General features: G+C 47.6%; 11 protein-coding genes and 1 pseudogene. 5 read left to right on the top strand and 7 right to left on the bottom strand.

Annotated elements, in window-relative coordinates; genetic code table 11:
• A pseudogene (glyA, locus tag RMO79_RS01740) lies at window positions 1-709 on the top strand (serine hydroxymethyltransferase); the annotation flags it as partial.
• A gap of 159 nt (window positions 710-868) precedes the next feature.
• On the opposite strand, the gene RMO79_RS01735 reads toward glyA, so the two are convergent.
• Window positions 869-1363 carry a bifunctional nuclease family protein gene (locus tag RMO79_RS01735; RefSeq protein ID WP_310481329.1) on the bottom strand — a complete coding sequence of 165 codons (495 nt, stop codon included), beginning with the start codon at window positions 1361-1363 and terminating at the stop codon, window positions 869-871.
• Window positions 1364-1537: 174 nt separating this feature from the next.
• On the opposite strand from RMO79_RS01735, the gene RMO79_RS01730 reads away from it, so the two are divergent.
• Window positions 1538-2224, top strand: coding sequence for a riboflavin synthase (locus RMO79_RS01730; RefSeq protein ID WP_310481328.1), 687 nt, complete (start codon window positions 1538-1540; stop codon window positions 2222-2224).
• Between the two features lie 355 nt (window positions 2225-2579).
• Here RMO79_RS01730 and trpD read toward each other — a convergent pair whose 3' ends face one another.
• From trpD to RMO79_RS01715, 3 genes are all read right to left on the bottom strand, one after another.
• Window positions 2580-3602 carry an anthranilate phosphoribosyltransferase gene (gene trpD, locus RMO79_RS01725; protein ID WP_310481327.1) on the bottom strand — a complete coding sequence of 341 codons (1023 nt, stop codon included), beginning with the start codon at window positions 3600-3602 and terminating at the stop codon, window positions 2580-2582.
• Window positions 3603-3680: 78 nt separating this feature from the next.
• Window positions 3681-4049 (bottom strand): four helix bundle protein, encoded by a 369-nt coding sequence (locus RMO79_RS01720; protein WP_310481326.1) that lies wholly within the window; start codon window positions 4047-4049, stop codon window positions 3681-3683.
• Between the two features lie 73 nt (window positions 4050-4122).
• Window positions 4123-7464 carry a response regulator gene (locus tag RMO79_RS01715; RefSeq protein ID WP_310481325.1) on the bottom strand — a complete coding sequence of 1114 codons (3342 nt, stop codon included), beginning with the start codon at window positions 7462-7464 and terminating at the stop codon, window positions 4123-4125.
• Window positions 7465-7648: 184 nt separating this feature from the next.
• Between RMO79_RS01715 and RMO79_RS01710 the strand changes: the two genes are divergently transcribed.
• Window positions 7649-11065, top strand: a complete 3417-nt coding sequence (locus RMO79_RS01710) for a response regulator (RefSeq protein WP_310481324.1) — start codon at window positions 7649-7651, stop codon at window positions 11063-11065.
• A gap of 71 nt (window positions 11066-11136) precedes the next feature.
• Here the strand turns inward: RMO79_RS01710 and RMO79_RS01705 are convergent, their stop codons facing one another.
• The gene (locus tag RMO79_RS01705; protein ID WP_310481323.1) at window positions 11137-11343 is read right to left on the bottom strand and encodes a hypothetical protein; all 207 of its coding nucleotides are present in this window, start codon (window positions 11341-11343) and stop codon (window positions 11137-11139) included.
• An 84-nt stretch (window positions 11344-11427) separates the two neighbouring features.
• Here RMO79_RS01705 and RMO79_RS01700 point away from each other — a divergent pair, with 84 nt between their 5' ends.
• On the top strand, window positions 11428-11730 hold the full coding sequence (locus tag RMO79_RS01700; protein WP_310481322.1) for a hypothetical protein: 303 nt from the start codon (window positions 11428-11430) through the stop codon (window positions 11728-11730).
• A gap of 459 nt (window positions 11731-12189) precedes the next feature.
• Here the strand turns inward: RMO79_RS01700 and dxr are convergent, their stop codons facing one another.
• Together dxr and RMO79_RS01690 are read right to left on the bottom strand one after the other, a co-directional pair.
• The gene (gene dxr / locus RMO79_RS01695; RefSeq protein ID WP_310481321.1) at window positions 12190-13371 is read right to left on the bottom strand and encodes a 1-deoxy-D-xylulose-5-phosphate reductoisomerase; all 1182 of its coding nucleotides are present in this window, start codon (window positions 13369-13371) and stop codon (window positions 12190-12192) included.
• A 64-nt stretch (window positions 13372-13435) separates the two neighbouring features.
• Window positions 13436-13765, bottom strand: coding sequence for a hypothetical protein (locus tag RMO79_RS01690; protein WP_310481320.1), 330 nt, complete (start codon window positions 13763-13765; stop codon window positions 13436-13438).
• Window positions 13766-13921: 156 nt separating this feature from the next.
• Here RMO79_RS01690 and RMO79_RS01685 point away from each other — a divergent pair, with 156 nt between their 5' ends.
• A complete protein-coding gene (locus RMO79_RS01685) occupies window positions 13922-14554 on the top strand; it encodes a DVUA0089 family protein (protein ID WP_310481319.1) in 633 nt (210 codons plus the stop codon).
• Window positions 14555-14666 lie beyond the last annotated feature (112 nt).

Genomic DNA, 14666 nt, shown 5'->3' with positions numbered 1-14666 from the left:
TGACGAAGTTGGTGCTTTCCTGATGGCAGATATCGCTCACATTGCTGGTTTAGTTGCTACCGGACACCATCCCAATCCCATCCCTTATTGTGATGTTGTTACCACTACCACCCACAAAACTCTCAGAGGTCCTCGTGGTGGCTTGATTATGACCCGTGATGCCGAGTTAGGCAAGAAATTTGATAAAGCTGTTTTCCCTGGTACTCAGGGTGGCCCCTTGGAACATGTAATTGCGGGCAAAGCAGTTGCCTTCGGTGAAGCTCTCCAGCCCGCCTTTAAGACCTATTGCGGCAATGTCATTGCCAATGCCCAAGCACTGGCTGGTCAACTGCAACAACGGGGCTTTAAAATCGTTTCTGGTGGGACTGACAATCACCTGATGTTAGTCGATCTCAGATCGATCGGGATGACGGGAAAACAGGCAGATTTACTAGTCAGTGGCGTAAATATTACTGCCAATAAAAATACTGTACCGTTCGATCCAGAATCGCCATTCGTTACCAGCGGTTTGCGCCTCGGTTCGCCAGCAATGACCACACGCGGGATGGGGACGACTGAATTCGTCGAAATCGCGAATATTATCGCCGATCGACTATTAAGTCCCGAAAATGATACAGTCGCTAACGACTGCATCCGCCGGATCGCCACCTTGTGCGACAGCTTCCCTCTCTATCCTCATCTAACCGCGACCGTTCCAGCCTTAGTATAGTTGAGTGTTAGGGTTTAGGTGTTAGGTATTAGGTGTTAGAGGGACGCTTGCGTCCTAACGCCCACAGCCCACAGCCCAATACCTAAAACCTAAAGCCCAATACCTAACACCTAAAACCCAATACCTAACACCTAAAACCCAATACCTAACACCCAATACCTAACTCGCGTAGCCACCTTTGCGAATGAGATCGTCAGGACGTAGATCGGAGACGAATTTGCGGAAATCTGCACGTTCTCGTTCGTCAGCATCTCGATCGACTGGAATTGAAGCGTCAGCAATTACTTCTTCGATTACCCAAATTGGTGCTTTCGTCCGAATAGCAATCGCGATTGCGTCACTAGGACGAGCATCTATTTCTCGAATTTGACCATTTTGTCTAATGGAGATCGAAGCATAAAAAGTGTTGTCTTGTAGGGAATTAATCGAGATCCGATCGACTTTGATATCGCAACTATCAAAGATATTGACAATCAGATCGTGAGTAAATGGTCTAGGTGGTGTTTGCTTTTCTAGCGCATTGACGATCGCTTTTGCCTGTTCTTGACTGATATAAATCGGTAGCGCACGACGATCGGCAGCATCTTTGAGTAGAATAATAGGACTGCGAGATACAGCGTCCAATGCAATCCCTGCTACTTTCATTTCGATCATGGTGGTTTCCTCTAGGTATTTATTGATGTAAGGTAGCTGAGAACGTTAAAGTTTAAAATAAAGTTTGAAATCGTAATTAGTCTAACAAGCCTACATATTCGCAATCACTGCGCTTATGTATCAAGGATGACCTACGAAATGCTCGATCGCTAATAGTAATTTGACTGAAAATAGATGTTTACAGGACTAGTCCAATCGCTGGGAAATTTACGCCTTTTGACTGAGGACAGGCTGGAAATCTTATGCAGTTGTTCTGGCTCAGAGCTAATTTTAACCGATTTAAGTATTGGTGATAGTGTAGCTGTTGACGGGGCATGTTTGACAGTAGAACAAATTTTACCACAAGGATTTATAGCGACTGTTTCCCCTGAGACTTTAGATCGTACAACGATCGGTCAAAAAGATCGCACATCTACCTACGTAAATTTGGAGACCTCTCTCCGTGTTGGCGGGAAAATTGGCGGTCATTTTGTTACTGGACATATTGACGGGATCGGCAGATTAGTCTCTGCTAAGGCTACAGCTACTTCCTGGGAGCTGCGATTTGCCGCACCGCTATCTTTAACCGAACAATGGTCTAGTTATCTCAGTCGTTATCTGGTGTCTAAAGGAAGCATTAGTGTCAATGGAGTAAGTTTGACGATCGCTGATTGCGATCCTGGCGGAAATTGGTTTACGGTGGCGGTAATTCCCCATACTTATGCACAAACGAATCTCTCCCAAATTCAAACCGATGGCTGGGTAAATTTGGAAGCAGATATTTTAGGTAAATACGTCGAAAAGTTGCTGTTACCGCAACATGATCGATCGAGAGAGCGGGAGATAATTACTCCTGATTTTTTGGCAGCAAATGGGTATTGAATTAGTGGAAAGTTGAATAACGTGAGTTAAGCCTAAGAGGCTGTTTGAAAAGTTTTCCTTAACGCTTTTTGATACCTCAGATACCGCATATCTCCTACGAGAGAATAGGTGTTTGGGCGACTTTGTAAATGGCTCAAGTAGTTTTTATTACCTCAGCCGACCCTTTTCAAACAGCCTCTAAGGATCTCCGCTTGCTAATTTTTGGCTCCGCTCTCTAACCGCCTGGGGATTAATCCCCAGGCTAACAGCTCAAGTCTGTAACAAACTGATAGATTCTTCTGAGTCTGTTTTAACAGACTTGAGTTGTTAGCACCGCACTTTAGTCGCGGGCGGTTCTGGAGCGGAGCAACTAAAATCAACCTAAAAAGTTGACTAATTCTGTCAATTTATCCCAGGCGACACCGCTACTTAATACTGTTTGTGCTATTTCGATTCCAGCTTGATGTGCGCCTACAGGTACAATACCGCCGACTTGTAGAGCCAGTGAAGTGTTGAGCGCGACTACATCTCGTTGGATGGAAGTTCCTTTGCCTTGTAGAACTGCGGTAAGAATTGCTGCATTCTCAGATACATTACCGCCTTTGAGTGCAGTAATCGGTGCGGGGGTAAGACCCAATTCTACCGGATCGATGCTGGTGAGTTGTACTTGCCCATTTGAGAGGATTGCTAAATCTGTCAGATCGCCCAACCCTGCTTCATCCAAGCGTTCGCGTCCGTGGAGGACGATCGCTTGTCGAGTACCCAAAATACCTGCGGCGGCGGCGATCGTTTCCAGTAAATGGGGTGTGCCAATGCCAATAATTTGTCCCGTCGGGCGCAGGGGATTGACAAGTGGGCCGATGAGATTGAATACTGTCCGAATCTTTAATTCTTGGCGCAAGGGTGCGACAGCCTTCATCGCTGGATGCCAGCCAGGAGCGAATAGAAACGTAATCCCAACTTTATCTAAAGCCGCCATAACTAGTTCTGGTGGAGCTGTCAATCTTACGCCCAGTGCCTCTAATACGTCTGCTGAACCGACGAGACTAGATGCGGATCTACTTCCATGTTTGGCTACTTTTAACCCTGCTGCTGCGGCAACAAATGCCACTGCGGTGGAGATATTAAAAGTCGATGCACCGTCGCCACCCGTGCCACAGGTATCGATGACTGGCGTAGGATGTGCGATCGCGGGAGCTTGTAATACTTGCGCCATCCCAGCTAATTCAGGAGCAGTGATTTTTTTTGCTTCTAAGGCGGCTAAAATCGCCCCAGACAGGACGGGAGAAATCTCATCTTGCAACCAGCCCTGCATGAGCATGGTGGCTTGTTGTTGACTGAGGGATTGCCGATCTAGCAATTGTTGAAGTAGTTCTGTCCAAGTTGTAGAGGTGCTCATGGGATGCGCGCGATCGTAAAATAATATCTCGATTATCGTCGATCGGGGGTTCGGGGTTCGGGATTCGGGATTCGGGAATTATTGGTTACTTGATAATGACCTAATGAGAGAAGCTAGCATTTTGCCCAAGGATTCACACTCACTTAAAATCGGATTGGCGATCTGAGAAGTAGCCAGTTTAACTCTGACCGATAACAGCAGATGGGTTTCTAATTCTTTGAGAGAGCCTTGAGCTATTCTCAGAAATCGAACATATTCTGCTCGATATTCTCTCCCATATCCCTCAGCAATATTCGCGGGGATTGAAGCCGCCGCTCGCCGAATCTGTGAAGTCATCCCATAGATTTCCTCCTTTGGGAATTCTCTAGTTATTAAATAGCAACTCTCCGCCACATCCATGCCCTTTTGCCAAACTCGTAAATCTCGATAAGACTGAATTTCAGGCATAGCCGACCTTAATATGTGTTTTGAGAATCTATCCCGAATCCCGAACCCCGAACCCCGAATCCCGAATCCCCAACTACTTCACCAACTGCGTCAAAGTAGCAAGTAACTCCTGTTCCTTAAAGGGTTTGGCGAAGTAACCGCTGGCACCGAGATTCATGGCAATTTTGCGGTGTTTATCGCCGCTACGGGAGGTGAGCATGAGGACAGGGATATTTTTGAACTGAGACAGTCCTTTGATGGTAGCCAGGAAGCCGTAGCCGTCCATCCGAGGCATTTCCACATCGCAGACAACTGCTCGAACGTGGAGCAGACCTGCCTGGAGTTTTTCGATCGCTTCTTGACCATCTTTGGCTTGCTCAACTAGATAGCCAGCTTTTTCGAGGGTGAGGGCGACAAATCGCCGGACATTGATCGAGTCATCGACAACCAGAATTCGCGGTTTTTGGGTGGAAGTGGGAGCTGCTGGAGTAGCGGCAAAGAGGTCGTCGTGTGGAAGGTTGAGGTTGGCACCGATGGCGGTAGTGACAGCTAAGTCGCCATCAATCCAGCGGATAAACTCGATCGCATCAATGAGAGGAACGATGCGTCCATCACCCAGAATAGTACAACCAGTAAAGCCAGGTGGCATGTTTAAGTTACCCAGTGGTTGACGAATGGTGACTTCTTGTTCGCCCCAGAATTTATCGATTTCTAATGCCACGACATCTTGTCCTTGGTCGATCATTAAGACAGTCGAACAGTTGATAGTGGGTAAATTAGATGTGACTACTTGGAGATTGGCATCGGGAATGCGCAGATACTGGGTGGGTTGAATCAGTCGGACGGTGAAGTCTTCCCATTGGAGCATTTTTTGTCCGGCAGTACTGATGACTTGCTCGGGATTGAGCAGGATAATTTCTTCGACAATGTTACTGGGAATTGCCAGCCAGAGACCGTTCACTTCGACAAGGAGGACGCGGACGACGGAGAGGGTAAAGGGAACGTTGATGGTAAAGGTACTACCTCTACCTAGCTTGGTATCTACAGATATATCCCCACGTAACGATCGAATGTTGGTACGGACGACATCCATGCCGACTCCACGTCCAGATAGATCTGTCACTTTATCGGCGGTACTAAAGCCAGGTTCAAAAATTAGATCGATCAGTTCGCTATCTTTGAATTTGGCGATTTCTTTGTCGTCAATCCCCATTTTCTTGACTTTGGCACGGATCTTGTCGAGGTCGATCCCGCCACCATCATCTTTAATGGTAATTACAGTTTGGTTGCCGCGATAGGTAGCACCGATTTCGATCGATCCGGTGTCTGGTTTGTTGTTGGCACGGCGCACAGCACTGGGTTCGATCCCATGATCGAAGGCGTTGCGCACTAGGTGCATCAGGGGATCGTTGAGGGCTTCGAGAATACTCCGTTCGATTAGCGTGGTGCCACCTTTGAGTTGGAGATTAATTGGTTTGGAATGTTCGATCGACAGGTTGCGAATCGCTCTAGGAAAGCGATTGAATAGTTCGGAGATCGGTCGCATCCGCATCTGGGTCAAGCCCGTTTGCAGTTGTTTGGCGGTACGATTGAGGTCGCGATTGGTGCGTTCGGTATCGTTGAGTTGGAGATCGAGGTCGGTGGTAAGTTCTTCGACTTGGACGATGGTGTCCATCACTTCCTGGGAGAGGAGGTGGAGTTCGCTATATCGATCGAATTCGAGGATATCTAACTCGCTGGTGAAGTCGCTAGAGGCACTATTATATGGCTTTTCATCTAGCTCTGGCTGTTTTGCGCCAACGCTGGAGTCGTAAGCTTCGCGAAGCTTGAAGTTAGACTGTTCTAATTGTTTGACTTTGAGTTGAAGATTGCCAATTAACTGGCGTAATCCTTGTAAGTGCAGATTCAATCCATTCCGATCGATCGTCAATTCGCCAAATAAGTCGCCAATCTCTTCCAATTGCTTGGTGGCTACACGGATCGTTTGTTCGGCAACTTGGGTGGTGGACTGGGGACTAGCTGAACTATGTTCGAGATCGGCGGGTAAATCGTCAATGAGTTCTGGTGCAGCATCTAGAGCCGAAAGCAGATCTGCTGCTTCTTTGGCGAGATAATCGGCTTGCGGCTTAGGCATAATTTTGAATACAGCCGAGGATGCATCGTCTTTTGCTTCAGCTTGAGAGAGGAAGCCGGATAAGGCCGAAAACAGCTCTGGCGCGTCGGTATCCAAAGAAAGATCGCCACTGAGATCCAATCTTTGAAAAGCATCGACGATTTCTTCTTCTGGTTCGATGTCGCTGGCGGTGGGAAGATTGATTCTTGCTAAACTTTGTTCGCTGGTGCCGAATTCGTCTAGCTCGTTACTGTTGGTAATGGTAGAGAAGGCTGAAGCTATTGGTCCATTCAACTCAGCAAAAGGATCGACCAAAGTCTGGAAGTCATTTGCACTGGTATACGATCCCAAGTGCATTGCAGATTCTGTCTTTGCTGCGGACTCGCCCAGATCGGCAATTGTCAAAGGTTGCTCGATTGTAAAATCATGGAGATCGATCTCGGCGCGGGTGGCGATCGTCGATTGCAGATCGATATTATTCCATTCTGGTAGTGTTTCAGCCGCATCGATGGCGTAGCTTTGGCTATGGTGAGAACTCCCAATAATCCCCGATCCTGGTAGTTCAATTTCCCCAGGTAAATTAGCAGTTTGACCGATTAAGACCATTGCCTGAGTTCGTCGCCATCCAGCCAAAGCTAGAGTGGCAATTTCGCGAATTCGGTGCGGTTGCGCCTTGCTGTGTACCAGTACAGACTCACACAAACTAGCCATCGCAGGTAATTCCACCATCTCGGCTAGACCACCCAATTCTTCGGCAATGATCACCAACTCATCGTATAAACTGCTAGAATTTTCGCCATTAATAGATTCTTCTAGTTGTACGATACAGCGTTCAACTTCTGACTCAAACAAAAAGGTGAGAATATCTTCGCCAGATTCCGAGGCTAACATATTAGCTTCATCTTCAGGATTAAACTCGCCCAATCGTTCGCGCAACTGGGCAAAAATCGGATTGACTCGATCCTCTAACCAGGCTTCATCGGCATCTTTACCTTGACGATTGAGCGCGACAATCTGCCGCAACTTGTCAACTGTTTTCAGTAACAATTGCTCGATCTGAGCATCAGGGGCGGCAGCTTTACCATACTGGACGATCTTAAAATAATCTTCGAGATGGTGTCCTAACCTAGCGAGAGTGGTATATCCCATCATCCCCGCGCCACCTTTAATCGAGTGCGCCGCCCGCAGGAGTGCATCCAACTGACGACCTGTCACTTTACCAGCACCCAGTCCCAGCAGTCCCGATTCGAGAGTATCTAAATAATCTGTCGCTTCGTCCAAAAATTGGAGTTTGACTTGTTGTTCTTGATCTGAAGTAATCATCTAGGGGATAGGGGATAGGGAATAGGGGTTAGGGTTAGAGGTAAAGGGTAAAGGGTAAAGGGTAAAGGGTAAAGGGTAAAGGGTAAAAGGTAGGGGCTTGTGGACGCTTGCGTCCTCCTATCCCCTATCCCCTAACCCCTATTCCCTATTCCCTATCCCCTATCCCCTATCCCCTATCCCCTAGATGATTACTTCAGATCGAGAACAACAAATCAAACTCCAATTTTTGGACGAAGCGATCGATTATTTAGATACGATCGAATCGGGACTGCTGGGACTGGGTGCTGGTAAAGTGGATGCCAAGCAGTTAGATGCCCTCATGCGTGCGGCACACTCAATTAAGGGTGGCGCGGGAATGATGGGGTTTACGACGCTGGCTGGGCTAGGGCACCATCTCGAAGATTATTTCAAGATTATTCAGTATGGCAAATCGGCAGCTCCCGATGATGAAATCGAACGCCTGCTATTAGGCACGATCGATAAGTTAAGGCAAATTGTCGCCCTCAATCGTCAGGGTACAGATGCTGATAAGCTCTGGTTAGAAAAACAGGTACAGCCGTTGTTCGATCGGCTGCGCGAACGGTTGGGCGAGTTTAATCCTGAAGATGAAGCCAATATGTTGGCATCGGAATCGGGTGAAGATATTCTGACTTTTCTGTTTGAGTCGGAAGTAGAACGCTCTTTAACACAATTAGAAGCTTCTGTCAATAGCGACAATTCTGGCAGTTTGTACGACGAATTGCTCGTTAGTGCCGAAGAATTGGGCGGTTTGTCCGAAATGGTCGAACTCCCTGCCTTGGGGCAGTTATGCGAGTCTGTATTAGCGCATATTAAAGGACAACCCCATCAAGTCCGAGCGATCGCGGCACTAGCTCTAGCCGCATGGCGACGCACTCAGGCACTCGTCCTGATCGGTCAGACTGGCAATCTTCCCAGCGAAATCGAGCTACCAGGATCGGGTATTATCAACCTCAGCGAAGCCGAAACTATCCCCGAATGGCAGGACGACACTGATGTCTCGACCTACTTAGGCGATGGGATGACCACGCTGGATAAAAGTCAAAATGTACCGCCAGCCGCCAGAATCATCCACTCGTCGATTACTCACGACTCGCTCGATCTCCAAGACTTTACCCTCGATACACCCGTTACCATCAGCGATCTCGGCGGTGGAAACGATATCCCCAGCGAATATGCAGGCAGATTTGGATCTGGTACCAGCGCGCATGACTTCCCCACCCTTACCGATCCCTTTGCCGCCAACACTGTCGCGCCACCATTCTCGACAATTACCGATAGCAGCGAGCTAGATGCCTTTGCTACGAGCGAACAATATTCCGACGGATTCCACCTCCAAAGTACCGTCGCCGATTCCGATGAAGAAATCGTCGATGCCTTTGAGATGCTAGATCGCAGTGGCGATCTCTCGCTCGATACCAACGCATCCGACTTATTATCGGAGTTATCTGGTTTTCTCGGTGAAGATGTCTCTGAAGAAATTTCTTCAGCAGTCTTTAAAATTATTCCTAAAGGTGCGCCCAAAACGTCACCTAAAGCTGCAATTACTACCGACCTCGATCGCGAAGCCGCAGACCTGTTCAGCGCGCTAGATGCCGCCCCAGAAGTCATCGACGACACCCCCGCCGATCGCGAACAGGTTGCGGCTAAGTCTAAATCTCCGACCCAAGTCGCCGAGCAAACCATCCGGGTGGCGACCAAGCAATTAGAAGAAATTGGCGACTTATTCGGCGAACTGACGATCGATCGGAATGGTTTAAACCTCAACCTCCAAGGCTTACGCCAACTCGTCGCCAATCTCCAAAATAAAGTCAAACAATTAGAACAATCTAACTTCAAACTTAGAGAAGCTTACGACCTGACAAATATCCCCGAACGACCGCCAGAGAGTGATGAAACCTGGGTTCAGACAGCCAGCAATATCGCTAGCAATTTAACCGACGAACTAGACTTATTAGAATTCGATCGTTATAGCGAACTCCACTTCCTCTCGCAGGAAGTCATGGATAACATCGTCCAAATCGAAGAACTCACCACCGATCTCGATACCCAACTCAACGATACCGAACGCACCAATCGCGACCTGAATCGGACTGCTAAACAACTGCAAACAGGCTTAACTCAAGTCCGAATGCGCCCGATCTCCGAACTGTTCGATCGCTTTCCCAGAGCTATTCGCAACCTCTCGATCGAACATGCCAAACCGATCGATCTCCAGCTCAAAGGTGGTACTACCCTGATCGAGCGGAGCATTCTCGAAGCTCTTAACGATCCGTTGATGCACTTACTCCGCAACGCCTTCGATCACGGCATCGAACCCAGTGCCGTCCGTCGCGCTAGTGATAAATCAGACACAGGTAAAATCGAAATCAGTGCCACCTATCGCGGTAACCAAACCGTAATTACAATTAAAGATGATGGTGGCGGCATCGACCTCGACAAGATCCGCGCCAAAGTCAAAAAAATGGGGATTGACGATAAGGAAATCGCTAATTTCAAAGATAGCGAACTGATCGATCTGATCTTTGAACCGGGCTTCAGTACCGCCGATAAACTCACCGATTTATCCGGACGCGGTGTCGGGATGGATGTCGTTCGTACCAATATTCGCGCCTTACGCGGCGATATCTTTGTCGATACCAAACTCGGTAAAGGCAGTACGTTTACTATCACCGTACCGTTTACCCTCTCCGTCGTTCGCGTTTTAATCGTCGAAGTCAATGGACTCTGGCTGGCAGTTCCCAGTAATATCGTCGAAGAAATTATCTTACTCAATCCCGATCGAATCATCAGCACCGCCGGACAAAAGATGCTCCAGTGGGAAGACTTCACAGTCCGCCTGATCCAACCCGGACAATACCTGCGGATTCCCGATTTTACCCCACCATTAGCAACCAGTCAGGCTCCGACGATCGACTGTCCCACCGTTTTAATGGTCGATCAAGGACAAGATGTAGTCGCCGTCGCGATCGATAAATTCTGGGGCGAGCAAGAAGTTACCATTCGCCAACCCCAAGGTAATATTAAAATGCCCCCCGGCTTCACGGGTTGTACCATCCTTGGCGACGGTCGGATCGTCCCGCTCTTGGATGCGATCGAATTCGTCCGCTGGATCGATGGCGATTTTGCGGGTGGAAACTCCTTGCGAACTAATACCCTCAACTTCAATACCGAAGATACTAATAGTACTCCAGCCCCCGCCGCACCAGTCCAACGCGATCGCATCCTCGTAGTCGATGACTCCATTAACGTCCGTCGCTTTGTCGCCCTCACCCTCGAAAAAGCTGGCTATTTGGTCGAGCAAGCCAAAGATGGTCAAGAAGCCGTCGAAAAACTCCAAGCAGGTCTTCAAGCTCAAGCAGTAGTCTGTGATGTCGAAATGCCTCGCATGGACGGCTATGGCTTCCTAGCAACCGTCAAAGGTGCGGCTCAGTTCAAAAACATCCCCGTGCTAATGCTCACCTCTCGCAGCGGCGACAAGCACCGTAAAATCGCCATGAATCTCGGCGCGAGTGCCTACTTCTCCAAGCCATTTAAGGAGCAAGAGTTACTGGCTAGTTTGAGTCAATTAATTGTTAAATAGATGGGAGCTGTTGAGGGATAAACGGTCTGAAGATTTTATTTAATTAACGTCAGTTTCTTTTGTCCGAGAGGCTACGCCAGCGGGTTACGATTACCTGCTTCGCTCATCACCCGCCCGCGACTGAAGTGCGGGCTAATAAACCAAGTCCACTGAAGTGGACTGTCAGATGCTTTAGTCCACTTCAGTGGACTTTCTTCGTTAGCCTGGGGATTCATCCCCAGGTGGTGCATGGCGAAGCTAAGAATAATTGCATGGAGATCCTTAATTTGAATTCCCATCTGTAAACATTGATTGAAAAAGTTACTATTTTGCAACGAGAGATCTATATTGAGAAGTAGTAGTAATAGTTTTGGTGACACCCCATGGAAAAGCAGAAATATCGCATGAACTGTACTCTGACCTTTAGTGATATTTATGGGCAGATTGTAATTTGGTTGATGGTCATATTCCTCAGTCTGGCTTCTGCTTTATCTCTGTGGAGTACTACGCGTCAAATTTACGCACTGGCAACAGTCGGCTTAATTTTAGTTCTATCCCTCCCATTCTTACTATTTGCCTTCGTCACTACACTGCTCAATCACATTGAATTCGTGCCGCTAGAAGTCAACGAAACCACCAGTAGCAGCACCAACAAGCACCGGAAAGTTGAGCCTGCAACTGTGTAAATATAGGCTTGGTAACGATCGCTGTTCAGATTCAACCTGGATACACATCTCTAGAGATAAGCGAAGTTGGTGGAATCCCCCTGTCTTGAAAAGGTGCTTTACTTGGGGAAACAAGCGACGTTTGTGGGGGAAGCGTCCCCCACAAAGCTCGCGCCCCAAGAACGCACTTTTCGCTGTCTTGTCGTTTTTTTTTTCGGGGGTTTCCCCCGAATAAAAACGCCGCAAAATCCCCCTTGGAAAGCTACCGTGTATACACAAGTCGGTTTGAGTTGATGCGTAGATCTGAATCCCCCAACCCCCTTGGAAAGCTTGCTCAGATCCGGATCTTAGTCCCCCTTGAAAAGGGGGATTTAGATCTCAAAACGAAGTCCAATAAACTTGTGCATTGTCCATACATAGTAGCAACAGAGGTAGGGGCAATTTATGAATTGCCCCTACCTTTGTGGCGATCGATCGCATCTAGAAAGTCTTCGCCACCGCTTGCTGATTGAGTTCGATCGCCATTTGTCTCGCCCAGCGATCGGCATTCAAGATATCATCTAAACTAGGTGTCGCTGTAAAATCATCGCGGTGCTTATCGCAAACCCGCTCGATCGTTTTGGGAATATCTAAAAATTGAATTTGTTCTGCTAAAAATAGAGCTACAGCCTGCTCGTTAGCCGCATTTAGTACCGCAGGCATCGATCCGCCAGCTTCACCCGCTGCATAAGCTAATCCAATACACGGGTATTTCTCACGATCGGGTGCTCTAAATGTTAAATCTCCCGCCTTCACCAAATCGAACTTCTCCCAATTAGTATAAATCCGATCGGGCCAGGAGAGCGCGTAGAGTAATGGCAACCGCATATCAGGCCAACCCAACTGTGCTAACACCGAGGTATCCTGGACTTCGATTAGTGAATGAATGATACTCTGCGGGTGGACGACAATATCGATGTGTTCGTAACCCAAGCCAAATAAATAATGCGCCTCAATTACCTCTAAACCCTTGTTCATCAGCGTTGCCGAGTCAATGGTAATTTTTTGTCCCATCGTCCAATTCGGGTGCTTGAGCGCGTCAGCAACCTTCACTGAGGCTAACTTTTCCGCAGGCAAATCGCGGAAAGCACCACCAGAAGCCGTCAGAATAATTCGCCGCAAGCCACCAGCCGGAACGCCTTGCAAACATTGAAAAATTGCCGAATGCTCGGAGTCGGCGGGGAGTAATTTTACACCATGTTTCTCGACTAACGGTAGCACGACTGGCCCCCCAGCAATTAGGGTTTCTTTATTAGCCAGAGCAATATCTTTACCCGCTTCAATTGCCGCAATCGTGGGTAAAAGTCCCGCACAGCCGACAATTCCCGTCACGACACTTTGAGCGTCACCATAGCTGGCAACTTCGATCGTGCCTTGTGCGCCAGCCACGATAATTGGATGATAATCTAAATCTGCGATCGCATCCTTCAACTCAGCTAACTTAGCTTCATTCCCAATCGCCACAATTTCGGGGCGAAACTGACGCACTTGTCGAGCTAACATTTCGACATTACTACCCGCCGCCAATCCCACAATCCGAAACTTATCGGGGTTGTTTTCGACGATATCTAGGGTTTGAGTCCCGATCGAGCCAGTAGAACCGAGTAAAGTAATCGCTTTCACAATCTATTTTGCCGATCTTCAAGATTTATCCAATCTTTTAATCTTACGGCGATTGGGGATCGATTTAATAATGTCGAGCCATAAATGTGACAATCAGTGCGTGAATTCGCTCATTTCCTGACTGTTTGGCATATAACCCACATTCGGCTAGTCCATGCGAAGCTTGCGCGCCATCTGCGGCGGTCGAAAAATAATTAAAACGAAGCAATTGGATCGTAGCGATTGCATTGTTAATAATATGAAAATATTGACAACGCTTTGTCGATCGCCAAAAAGAGGCTAAATCGCTAGAAAGTTTGGTGTGACGACACTCTTTTTGTCCTCTAAAATCCTTGTCGTAAGGGATTGAGTCAAAAAATTTAGATACATAACAGCTTACACATACCAAAGTCATTTAGATCGCAATGAGTATAAGTACTCATTGCCAAAGCAACGCGATCCATGTAATATACCGGATAGCTACTAAGCCAATTGGCTTAGTAGCTAGGCTGATTTCACGCTGGCAGCCTTCAGAATCTCTAACCATGCAATATTTTTGCAGGAACAAAATATGAATACCTTGAATAGAACGCTAAAGCTTATTGGGGTTAGTGTCACGTCATTGACGGCTACCGCGATGACGCTAGGCTCGGCTCCAGCTCATGCCGCTAATTTCTCTTATACGGGTACGCTCGACAATCCCAATGATTTCCAGTCATTCTTTTTCACTGCAAATGGAGCTTCGACTGTAAATCTCAGAAGTTACAGTTGGGCTGGCGGCACCAATGCTGCTGGAACTGTGATTGCGGATGGAGGTTTCGACCCGATCTTATCTTTGTTTGATTCCACAGGTGTGCTGATTCAGACAGTAGATGATGGTCCCGACCCCGTACCTGCCGATCCTGCCACTGGGTCAAGGTATGATACTAATTTCTCGCAAGCATTGGCTGCGGGAAACAATCGAGTTGTTATATCCCAGTTTGATAATTTTGCAATCGGTCCTAATTTTTCTGATGGTTTCCCCAGTAACCAAACCAGTTTCAACGGTCGGACAGCTAATTGGGCATTTGATATTACTGGTGTAGATACGTCAACAGGGCCTTCTACTGCGGTTCCCGAACCTTTTACGATCGTTGGTACGATAATCGGTGGTACAGCCGCACTGCGAATGAGAAAGAAACTCAAAGCTACAAGCAAGCTGTAGATTTTTAAGATTTAGAGTTACTCTAAATCTCACCAGCTATATTTCAACTTGTGATGGGCACGATTGAAATCTGGCTGGTATTTTATTTGGACGATCCGAAGAATCGATCTTC

The organism is Chamaesiphon sp. VAR_48_metabat_403 (genome assembly GCF_031422475.1).
GTDB lineage: Bacteria > Cyanobacteriota > Cyanobacteriia > Cyanobacteriales > Chamaesiphonaceae > Chamaesiphon.
This window is presented reverse-complemented; position numbering and strand designations above follow the sequence as displayed.